This window comes from Streptomyces spongiae (genome assembly GCF_009377185.1).
GTDB lineage: Bacteria > Actinomycetota > Actinomycetes > Streptomycetales > Streptomycetaceae > Streptomyces > Streptomyces spongiae.
Window position 1 is genome coordinate 1 of record NZ_VJZC01000368.1, and the last position, 9,943, is coordinate 9,943.

The 9,943-nt window shown below is 71.7% G+C and carries 8 protein-coding genes and 1 pseudogene; 2 read left to right on the forward strand and 7 right to left on the reverse strand.

Annotated features, from left to right (window positions below; translation table 11 throughout):
• Positions 1-364: pseudogene (locus tag FNH08_RS34425) on the reverse strand (glycoside hydrolase family 2 TIM barrel-domain containing protein); the annotation flags it as partial.
• A 283-nt stretch (positions 365-647) separates the two neighbouring features.
• Between FNH08_RS34425 and FNH08_RS34430 the strand changes: the two are divergent.
• Positions 648-3,065, forward strand: coding sequence for a SpoIIE family protein phosphatase (locus FNH08_RS34430; protein WP_152775455.1), 2,418 nt, complete (start codon positions 648-650; stop codon positions 3,063-3,065).
• Positions 3,066-3,156: 91 nt separating this feature from the next.
• On the opposite strand, the gene FNH08_RS34435 is transcribed toward FNH08_RS34430, so the two are convergent.
• The gene (locus FNH08_RS34435; RefSeq protein WP_152775456.1) at positions 3,157-4,071 is read right to left on the reverse strand and encodes a helix-turn-helix domain-containing protein; all 915 of its coding nucleotides are present in this window, start codon (positions 4,069-4,071) and stop codon (positions 3,157-3,159) included.
• 64 nt (positions 4,072-4,135) lie between these two features.
• Between FNH08_RS34435 and FNH08_RS34440 the strand changes: the two genes are divergently transcribed.
• Positions 4,136-4,942, forward strand: a complete 807-nt coding sequence (locus FNH08_RS34440; RefSeq protein WP_152775457.1) for a phytanoyl-CoA dioxygenase family protein — start codon at positions 4,136-4,138, stop codon at positions 4,940-4,942.
• A gap of 16 nt (positions 4,943-4,958) precedes the next feature.
• Here the strand turns inward: FNH08_RS34440 and FNH08_RS34445 are convergent, their stop codons facing one another.
• The 5 genes from FNH08_RS34445 to FNH08_RS34465 form a co-directional block, all read right to left on the reverse strand.
• Positions 4,959-5,915, reverse strand: a complete 957-nt coding sequence (locus FNH08_RS34445; RefSeq protein ID WP_152775458.1) for a hypothetical protein — start codon at positions 5,913-5,915, stop codon at positions 4,959-4,961.
• An 11-nt stretch (positions 5,916-5,926) separates the two neighbouring features.
• Positions 5,927-7,405, reverse strand: a complete 1,479-nt coding sequence (locus FNH08_RS34450) for an APC family permease (RefSeq protein ID WP_152775459.1) — start codon at positions 7,403-7,405, stop codon at positions 5,927-5,929.
• Between the two features lie 270 nt (positions 7,406-7,675).
• Positions 7,676-8,206: a flavoprotein gene (locus tag FNH08_RS34455; RefSeq protein ID WP_322725971.1), complete on the reverse strand. Its 531-nt coding sequence runs from the start codon at positions 8,204-8,206 to the stop codon at positions 7,676-7,678.
• 61 nt (positions 8,207-8,267) lie between these two features.
• A complete protein-coding gene (locus tag FNH08_RS34460; protein WP_322725972.1) occupies positions 8,268-8,726 on the reverse strand; it encodes a nuclear transport factor 2 family protein in 459 nt (152 codons plus the stop codon).
• A 39-nt stretch (positions 8,727-8,765) separates the two neighbouring features.
• Complete coding sequence (locus FNH08_RS34465) at positions 8,766-9,842, reverse strand: LacI family DNA-binding transcriptional regulator (protein ID WP_152775460.1); 1,077 nt, start codon at positions 9,840-9,842, stop codon at positions 8,766-8,768.
• Between the last annotated feature and the right edge of the window lie 101 nt (positions 9,843-9,943).

Genomic DNA, 9,943 nt, shown 5'->3' on the forward strand with positions numbered 1-9,943 from the left:
GCGGGAGGGTGAAGGACACGCGGTACCAGCCGAGCCCTCCGGGGAGGAAACCGGTGCCGCTGGTGGTGCCGAGCTCGGTGGTGGGAGTCTGCTCGATGCTCCAGTCGTGGGGCACGGCCACCTGACGCCAGGCCGAGTCGTCGTGGCCCGGCTTCATGGCGTCGGCGTACTCGCCGGTCGGGTCGGTGATGCCGCCGGGGTTGACCAGCGCGAAGCGCCAGCCGTCACGGAGGTCGATCGTGCGCCCCGAGGAGGCGCGGCCCGGCCGGGCCAGGGGCTCGGCGGCCCCCGCGGTGCCCGCGAGCGCACCTGCCATCGGCGCGGCGGACCCCGCGATCAGTAGCGACCTGCGCGTGACCGTCATGGTCATCCCTTCGTCGGACGTGCGGGTGGACGAATCCGTGGCACACAAGAAGCGCAAGAGCCCACAAGCGATCGCACACAACTGCTCGTGAGCAAACAGATTCTGACGCCGTGACACACAGACGCGTCAAGGGTCCGTCCCGCCACTTCCGACCGTCCTGAAGCAGCCGCTCGACCGCCCATCCACCCCACTCAGTCACATCCCAGGTGCACGGGACCGTGACGCACTAGGCTGGTTTTCGCCCGTATGCGCGTTCGGTCCGGCGGAATGGAATCTTGCTACGATGAGGAGCCGCAAGGTCACGGAAGGTGACGCACCGGCGTACCCCTTCGACGGCACCGTCACGGCGCGAGCGGTCGTCGCCGACGACGGGTCGGTCGTCGAGTGGAACGAGGGAGCACGACACCTGCTCGGCTGGTCGGCGACTGACGTCCTGGGCCGGTCCTCCGGGCGTCTGCTCGCCCCCGGCGGTTCCTTCCGGCTGCCTCCGCCGGGCAGCCCCGTCTGGAGCGGCACGGTTCCGCTGCGTCACCAGGACGGCCGGACGGTGTCGGTCTGGCTGCTCGCCCACCTCCGAAGATCAATGGACGGAGACGGAGGCAGAGGCGGTGGCTGGCTGGTTCTCTGCCCCTTGGAGGACCCCGGCCCGCTCAGTCGCGAGGAGCCCCTCGCCTCGGCGCTCATGACGCAGTCGCCGTGTGCGGCGGCCGTGTTCGACGAGCGGCTGCGGTTGCGCGGCATCAACGACCTCATGGCGGACGCCGTCGGCATGCCGGAGGAGAACCTCCGGGGACTGCACATGAACGAGATCGTGGGCGGCCGGCAGGGCGAGAAACTGGAGGAGCAGCTGCGCGAGGTGCTCCACAGCGGCCGGCGCAAGGACGTGCAGACCTTCCTCCGGGCCGCCGACGAGGACGGCGCGCACGCCTGGTCCGCGCGGATCGCGCCGCTGACCGACGCCGACGGGCAGCCCATCGGCGTCTGCGTGACCGGCCACGACATCACCGAGCAGTACATGGCCCGGAAGCGGCTGCAGCTGGTGAACGAGGCCAGCGTCCGCATCGGCACCACCCTCGACGTCACGCGCACGGCCCAGGAGCTGGCCGATGTCTGCGTGCCCACGCTCGCCGACTTCGTCAGCGTCGACCTCATGGAGTCCCTGGTCCACGGGGACGAGCCGGCCACGGGACCACTGTCCGCGCCGTTCACACTGCGCCGCGCCGCCCACCAGTCCGTGAACCCGGACAGCCCCGAGGCCGTGGTCGAGCTGGGGGGCCTCGACGTCTACCCGGCCGCCTCACCCCAGGCCGCCTCCCTGGTGGCGGGGCGGACGGTCCTGGCGACGGACCCCGCCTCCGCGCTCGCGGAGTGGCTCGACTGGGACCCGGTGCGCGCCTCCCGGGTCAAGGAGTACGGCATACACGCCACGCTGTCGGTCCCCATCCGGGCCCGCGGCACGACCCTCGGCGTGGCCGTGCTCACCCGGTTCCAGCGCAAGGACCCGTTCACATCCGACGACCAGTTGCTGGCCGAGGAGGTCACGGCCCGCGCCGGGGTCTGCATCGACAACGCCCGCCGCTTCTCCCGCGAGCGCGAGACCGCCCTCGCCCTCCAGCGCAGCCTGCTCCCCCAGAAGCTGCCCCGCATGCCCGCGCTGGAGGCCGCGTCGCGGTACCTGCCGGCGGCGAAGGCCGGGGTGGGCGGCGACTGGTTCGACGTGATCCCGCTGTCCGGCATGCGGGTCGCCATGGTGGTCGGTGACGTCATCGGCCACGGCATCGAGGCATCGGCGACGATGGGGCGGCTCCGCACCGCCGTCCGTACGCTCGCGGACGTCGACCTGGCACCGGACGAGCTGCTGACCCACGTCGACGACCTCGTCGTACGGCTGTCGCAGGAGGCCGGTGCCCAGGGGGTGACCGAGGTGGGGGCCACGTGCCTGTACGCGGTGTACGACCCGGTCAGCCGTCTGTGCAGTTTCGCGCGGGCCGGGCATCCGCCGCCGGTGGTGCTCTCACCGGACGGCCGGCCACTCGATGTGCACGTCCCGGCGGGCCCGCCGCTGGGCCTGGGCGGGCTGCCCTTCGAGTCCACCGAGCTGGAGCTCCCCGAGGGCACGATGGTCGCCCTCTACACCGACGGGCTGATCGAGAGCCGCGACCGCGACATCGACACCGGGCACGAGCTGCTGAGCCAGGCCCTGTCCCGCGCGACCGGTTCCCTGGACGAGGTCTGCCAGGACGTCATCGGATCGATGCTGCCGTCGTCCGGGGCCCCGGACGACGTGGCCCTGCTGCTGGCCCGGACCCGCGGTCTGAAGCCCTCACAGGTCGCGACCTGGGCGTTGCCGGCCAACCCCGCGGTCGTCGCCCGCACCCGTCAGTACGTCCTGGACAAGCTGGCGGCCTGGGGGCTGACCGAGATGGCGTTCACCGTCGAGCTGGTGGTGAGCGAGCTGGTCACCAACGCGATCCGGCACGGTGCGCCACCGATCCAGCTGCGGCTCATCCACGATGACACCACCCTGTTCTGCGAGGTGTCCGACTGCAGTGGTACTGCTCCGCATCTTAGGCGGGCGAAGACGTTTGACGAGGGTGGGCGGGGGTTGCTTCTGGTGGCTCAGCTCACGCAGCGGTGGGGTAGCCGACATTCGGGGAACGGGAAGACGATCTGGGCCGAGCTGAACTTGGGGGATAGCTGAGCCCGTGCGTGGGGTTTGCGCAGCGCCGTAGGAGATAGGTCGTATGGCGGCTGCGGGTTCGTTTGGGCTGGTCGCGCAGTTGCCCGCGCCCCTATCGGGGCGCGGCCCTCACGCCGTGCCGGTAGCCTCCCGGCGGGACCCCGAACCGTTGTCTGAACACCCGGCTGAAGTGGAACGGGCTGTTGAAACCCGAGGCCGCGGCCACTCGCTCGACCGGTAGGTCCGTCGCCTCCAGGAGACGCGCCGCGTGCAGCAGTCGGGCGTCGAGGAGTGCCCGCATCGGGGACTGGCCGAGTTGTTGCGTGAAGAGGTGCGCGAACCGTGACGGCGAGAGCGAGACACGGGCGGCGAGGGAGCGGACGGTGTGCGGAGCGCCCGGATCCGCGGCGATCATGCTTTCCGCCCTCCGGATCCGGGGATCGACCCCCGACCGGCCCGGCCCCTCCGAGCGGGCCGCGGCGAGCAGCACCACCTCCTCCAGCGAGCACAGGACCAGCTCACGGGCCGCCGTACCGTGCGCCACGGCGACCTCACCGGCCTCCGGCGCACCGTCGAAGGCCGGGGGTGCGCCCTCCCCCGTCCAGCGCGCGTCGGCGATCATCCGGCCGAACGCGGCGTCGACGCGGTCGCGGACGCCCACGCGGGTGCGCGTCACGGCGTGGAGCCGGTCCCCGGTCTCGTACGGCCGCAGCCAGTCGGCCCACGACGTCCTGGCCTGGCAGTGTGCCCACCAGAACGCCCAGTGCCCGGCGCCGGGCACGACGGTGTACCGGTGCGGCACTCCGGGGCCGAGGACGACGAGATCGCCCGGGGCCGCGACCACCTCGGTCGTGCCCTGCCGCAGCAGTCCCCCTCCGCCCGTGGTCCACGTGAAGAGCCAGCTGTCCGATCCGCCCGGCCGGTTGACCCGGTAGCCCGGCCCCTGGTCGAAGCGTCCGACGGTCACCAGGCCCGGTGGCGGCGAAGGGACAGCAGTCTCGGACAGGTCGACAGCACGCACAGGCATCCTCCCCACAGCTGCTCCGACCTAGCGTGGGGCAGGAGGGACGTCGGTGAGAAGGGACACGCGGATGACAGTCACGGACAGGGTGGACGGCAGGGCCGAGTTCGACGAGAACGGCTATCTGGTGGTGCGGGGGCTGTTCTCCGCCGCCGAAATCGACGACCTGTGCGCGGAGTTCACGGAACTGCACGCGGGCGGCCGGGTCCCCGGGCACTTCGAACCCCGGACGACCGGGGCCGGCGACCCCGCGGACCCGCTGCACACCTACCCCCGGGTCATGCACCCGCACCGCATCAACGGCCTGTCGCTGCGCGTCCTCCTCGACGCCCGGCTGCGGAGGGTTCTGGAGGACCTGCTCGGCGAGGAGGCCCTGGCCGCGCAGAGCATGTTCTACTTCAAGCCGCCGGGCGCCCGCGGCCAGGCGCTGCACCAGGACAACTTCTATCTGCGGGTCGAGCCGGGCACGTGTGTGGCCGCGTGGATCGCATGCGACGTCATCGACCGGGAGAACGGCGGGCTGGAGGTCGTGCCGGGCACCCACCGCATGGACCTGTTCTGCCCGGAGGAGGCGGACGCCGAGCTGTCCTTCGTCCGCGAGTACGTGCCGCCGCCGCCCGGCCTGACCACCGTGCCCGTCGACATGGAGCCGGGTGACGTGCTGTTCTTCAACGGCAGCCTGGTACACGGTTCCCAGCCCAACCGCACCGACGACCGCTTCCGCCGCTCCTTCATCGGCCACTACGTCGGCCGCTCCACCGAACGCATCGGCGCCTGGTACCACACCCTCACGATGAGCGGCGATCCCGTGGCCCTGCCGGTGAGCGAGGGCGCGGGTCCGTGCGGCACGGAGTTCGAGCCCACGGGCGCGCACTGAGGGCGAGGGTGAGCGGTCACCCTCTGGGCGCGAACTCCTTCAGCCACTTCGTGAACTGCTTCTCCGCGTCCCCGGTGTACGACCACGGTGTGCGTGTGGCGCGTGGGCCGAGGAGCCGGAACAGCGGTGCGGCGATGTCCTTCGTTCCGGCCGAGCAGGCCGCGTGCGCGAGGTAGTTGAGGTCGCGCAGTTCTCCGGGCTCGACGGGGCCGTCCGCGCGGTCCGCCATCCAGCGTTGCCAGGTGCGCCGTACGTCGCCGGCGGCGCCCTCGTGGTTCCAGTGCTGCCCGATGCCGAGGGACCTCCGGCCCTGCGCGCCGTCCGTGAGGGAGCGGTACTCCTCGACGCGGGCGTACTGCACGAGCACCGGCAGCGACGAGCCGGACGGTGCCACACCGGCGGCGTCCCGCGCGAAGTCGTACATGAGGCCGTGCGAGCCGTGCCAGCGCGACGAGTAGTAGTGCAGGACCTGGAGGTGGCCCTCCACGCTGTACGGGTCGCGGTCGTACACCTCGTCCCACCAGCGGGAGAGTTCCTGGCGCCGCACCCCTCCGGGGTAGAGCCGCGCGACGGAGATCAGGGAGATCCACGGTGTCGGATCGTCGGGGTAGGCGTCGGCGGCGTCGAAGCAGGCCATCGCCGCGCTGTCGATGCGCTGCTGGTCGATGGGGGCGCCCCGGCCCGCGGCGATGGCCAGCTGGAAGGCCCGTGCTGTCTCGGTCGCGGCCCGCAGCACCAGGGCGTCGGCGCTGTGCGGCTCCGCGGACAGCCAGGCCTCGACCGTCGACGTTCCGGCGCAGGCCTGGGCGAGCAGCCGGACACGGTGGCCGCGCGCGAGCCACGCGGGGCCGGTGGCGCGCAGCAGCTCCCGCGGGCCCTGCCAGCGGCCGATGACGATGTCCTGCCGCGCCCTGGTGAGGAGCGTGTCCCCGCAGTCGGGATCGAAGTCGGGGGTGAAGCGCTCTCGCGCCATCGGGGTCCCTCTCAGAAGTCGGTGGGGAGACCCTCGTGGACGCGGGAGTGTTCGGCCGCGGCGGCGTACCCGTCAAGGGAGTGGTCATGATCGACGGCCTGGGCGGCGTCCAGCTTCGCGGGCCGGTAGTAGTCGCTGCCCCGCTTCCAGTACCAGAGCATCGGGATCAGGCCGACGCCGAGCCCGCCGATGCCGATCGCGACGGCCGTGGTGCTCAGCTCGCCGAGCGACTCGACGAAGATCCAGAACATGAACAGGGCGCCGAGCAGCGGCCACAGTCCGCCGAAGAGGAAGTTGGAGAGCGACTTCAGCAGCATCCTGCGGTAGGCGACGACGACCGCGAGGCCGGCCAGTCCGTAGTAGACGGCGATCTGCAGGCCGATCGCGGAGATGGCGTCGGCGAGGATGTCGCCGACGGAGCCGAGGGCGTTGGAGGCGATGAACAGCATCAGGGCCACCGCACCGACCACGGCGATGGCCACCCACGGGGTGTTCCACTTCCGGTGCACCCGCCCCAGCGCCTCGGGCATCGTACGGTCACGGCCCATCGCGAACAGGGAGCGCGTGACCTGGATGAGCGTGGTCTCCAGGGTGGCGATGGTGGACAGCATCACGGCGACGATCAGCAGCTTGCCGCCCCAGCCGGGCCAGACCTCCTCACCGAGGACGGCCAGGACGTTGGCGTCGCCCGCCTGGATCTGCTTGTCGCTGAGGATGACGTTCACCGCGATGGTGAAGACCTCGAACAGCAGGAAGACGATGCCCACGCCGATCAGCCCGGCGAGGCCGGTGGTACGGCGGCTGTCGCGGGTCTCCTCGCTGAGGTTGCTGGTGACGTCCCAGCCCCAGTAGTAGAAGGCGGCGATGAGCGCGCCGGACGCGAAGCCGGTCATGCCGTGGAAGTGGGAGAAGCCCAGCCAGGACCAGTCGAAGTCGCGGGCGTGGCCGCTGTGCAGCAGCGCGCCGACGGCGAACACGGCCAGGATGGCCAGTTCCACGCCGGACATGACGAGCTGGGCGCGCACGGTGAGCCGGGCGCCGCCGAGGACCACGAACAGCATGACGAGGAACCAGAACGCGCCGACCGTGGTGGCGAGCGCGGTGTTGTCCGCGAGGTCCTCGTCGAACAGGGACAGTGTCATGGACCCGGCGGGCAGGGAGCCGGCCACCATGAAGATGGTCGCGGAGATCACCAGGGCCCAGCCGCTGATGAACCCGAGGAAGGGGTGGAGCGTGCGGCCCACCCAGGAGTAACTGGCGCCCGCGTTGACGTCGATGCGGCTGAGGTAGCTGAAGGCCAGGGCGATGCCCAGCATGGGTATCGCGCAGTACAGCAGTGCGGCGGGACTGGCGAGGCCGACCGCTCCCACGAGGACCGCGGTGGTCGCCGCGATGGAGTACGCGGGCGCGCTGCCCGCCACCGCCATCACCACCGTGTCGAACGTGCCGAGGACATTGGCCTGGAGGCCTCTGCCCCTGAAGTTGCTCATGGGTGCGCCGCTTTCGTGCTCGCACGCGCGCAGGCGGCATCGCCCGCCGGCGTGAGGGGGAATGGAGGGGGGTGGGGTAGGCACAGCCTCGGACCCGGAGGGGGAGGGCTTCGGGCCCGGGGCTGAACGGTGACATGACCGCAGCGCACCGCTGGGACGGACGGACGATCACACCGTGTGTGCGAGCGATGATATCCACGCCATTTGAGCATTCAAGATGAACCGGCGAGTAATGTGATGTCTTGGGCAAGACTTCACCTTCATCGCCGCTCAGCGGACCAGCAGGTCCAGGGCTCGCTCCCAGGCGAACTCAGGGCGCTCGCCGTCCTGCGAGGGTTCGCCGGAGTACGGGTCGCCGAAGCGGACGCCCATCTCGCGCAGCCGGGCGAGGCTCGCACGGTAGGCGGGGTGGGCCGCCAGGGCGTCGGCCACACAGGGCAGGACGGCGATCGGGACGCCGAGGCCGTACGCCTCGCAGAGGGTGCCGAGGGCGAGGGTGTCGGCTGTGCCGGCCGCCCACTTGTTGATCGTGTTGAAGGTGGCGGGTGCGACCACCACGGCGTCGGGCGCGGGGAAGGGGCGCGGGTCGCCCGGGGACCGCCACGCGGAACGGATGGGCCGACCGGTCCGCGCCTCGACGGCGGCGGTGTCGAAGAAGCCGCCCATGGCGACCGGGGTGGCGATCACCCCGACGTCCCAGTCCCGCTCCTGCGCCGCGGTGATCAGCCTGCCGACGTCCGCGGCGATCCCCGCCGCGCAGACGACGACGTAGAGGAAGGGCTTCTCGGCCTGTTCGGTCACCCAGGAACCCTACTGAACCCGAAAGCCCAACTGCCCCGAAGGCCCAACTGGCCCGAGGGCCCTACTGAACGGGGAACGACTGCCCGCGCTCCGCCTCCGGCCGTGGCCCGAAGAGGCGCCGCTCCTTCTCCTCGATGGGTACGTCGTTGATGCTGGCCTCGCGCCGGGTCATCAGCCCGTGCTCGTCGAACTCCCACAGCTCGTTGCCGTAGGAGCGCCACCACTGGCCGTCGGCGCCCAGGGACTCGTACTGGAAGCGGACCGCGATGCGGTTGCCGTCGAAGGCCCACAGGTCCTTGCGCAGCGCGTACTCCCGCTCGCGCTCCCACTTCGCGGTGAGGAACGCGACGATCTCCGCACGGCCGGTGACGAAGGTGTCGCGGTTGCGCCAGACCGAGTCCTCCGAGTAGGCGAGCGAGACCTTGTGGGGGTCACGGGTGTTCCAGGCGTCCTCGGCGGCCTGGACCTTCCGCGCGGCGGTCTCACGGGTGAAGGGCGGCAGGGGCGGGCGGTCGGTCACGGGTCATGTCCTTCCGGGGTAACAGCGGCGGGTGAGAGGTCAACGGACCGGAGCCGGAGCCGTGCTGTCGCGGACGACGAGGCGCACGGGGATGACCGGATCGACAGCCGGATCGACGCGCGGCTCGGCCGTGCCGTCGAGCCGGTCCAGGAGCAGCCGCAGCGAGCGGGTGCCGATCTCGGTGAAGTCCGTGCGCACAGTGGTCAGCGGGGGCAGCAGATGGGCGGCCTCGGGGATGTCGTCGTAGCCGACGACGCTCACCTCGTCGGGGACGCGGCGGCCGGCCTCGTGGCAGGCGCGCAGGACGCCGAGTGCCATCTGGTCGTTGGAGGCGAAGACCGCCGTGACGTCGGGGTCCTGCGCGAGTCTGCGGCCCAGCGCGTATCCCGAGTCGGCGCTCCAGTCACCGACGAGGGGTTCGGGGACCTCCGCACCCGCCGCTTCGAGGGTCTCGCGCCAGCTCGCCAGCCGCTGCTCGGCGGACGTCCAGCCGGTGGGACCGGCGATGTGCCGGACGGTCGCGTGCCCGAGGCCGAGCAGGTGCGCGGTGGCGGCGCGCGCCCCGGCCCGGGAGTCCGCGCTCACCATGGGGGTGCCGTCCCCGAGCGCGTTGTCGAGCGTCACCAGCGGGGTGTCGAGACGGGCCTCGGCCAGCGCCCGGCCCACCCAGCGCTGCGGGGCGATGGCGATCACGCCGTCCGCTCCCTCGGCCGACAGCCGGTCCACGGCACGGACCACGGTGTCCTTGTCGGCCGTGTCGAGGGCGATCGAGCTGACCAGGTAACCGGCGTCCTGGGCCGCGGTGTTGATGGCGGTCAGCGTGGAGGCGGGCCCGTAGCGGGCCGCGTCGAAGGAGATCACGCCGAGCATACGGGTCCTGCCGCTGGCCAGGGACCGGGCGCTGCGACTGGGCCGGTAGCCGAGCGACCGCATGGCGTCGAGCACGGTCTGACGGGTCTCGGCGCGGACCGCCGGGTTGTCGTTGAGCACCCGGGAGACGGTCTGCTTGGAGACACCCGCCAGCCGCGCCACGTCGTCCATCACGGGCCGCGCTCCCGCGAAGTTGCGCCTGCTGCGGCCCTTGGGCGCGGCGCCGTCCGTGGCGCTTCGGGTCATGACGGCTGCTTCCTTCGACCTCGTTCGACGACCCGACGGTCCTCTCCCGCCCGGCAGGCCCACAGGATAGGCCGGGCGGGCGGGGCAGGGTGGCGCCCAGG

Bases quoted from the DNA above. Each gene is read 5' to 3' on its own strand.
- FNH08_RS34430 (WP_152775455.1), top strand. From the start codon at position 648: ATGAGGAGCCGCAAGGTCACGGAAGGTGACGCACCGGCGTACCCCTTC.
- FNH08_RS34435 (WP_152775456.1), bottom strand. From the start codon at position 4,071: ATGCCTGTGCGTGCTGTCGACCTGTCCGAGACTGCTGTCCCTTCGCCG.
- FNH08_RS34440 (WP_152775457.1), top strand. From the start codon at position 4,136: ATGACAGTCACGGACAGGGTGGACGGCAGGGCCGAGTTCGACGAGAAC.
- FNH08_RS34445 (WP_152775458.1), bottom strand. From the start codon at position 5,915: ATGGCGCGAGAGCGCTTCACCCCCGACTTCGATCCCGACTGCGGGGAC.
- FNH08_RS34450 (WP_152775459.1), bottom strand. From the start codon at position 7,405: ATGAGCAACTTCAGGGGCAGAGGCCTCCAGGCCAATGTCCTCGGCACG.
- FNH08_RS34465 (WP_152775460.1), bottom strand. From the start codon at position 9,842: ATGACCCGAAGCGCCACGGACGGCGCCGCGCCCAAGGGCCGCAGCAGG.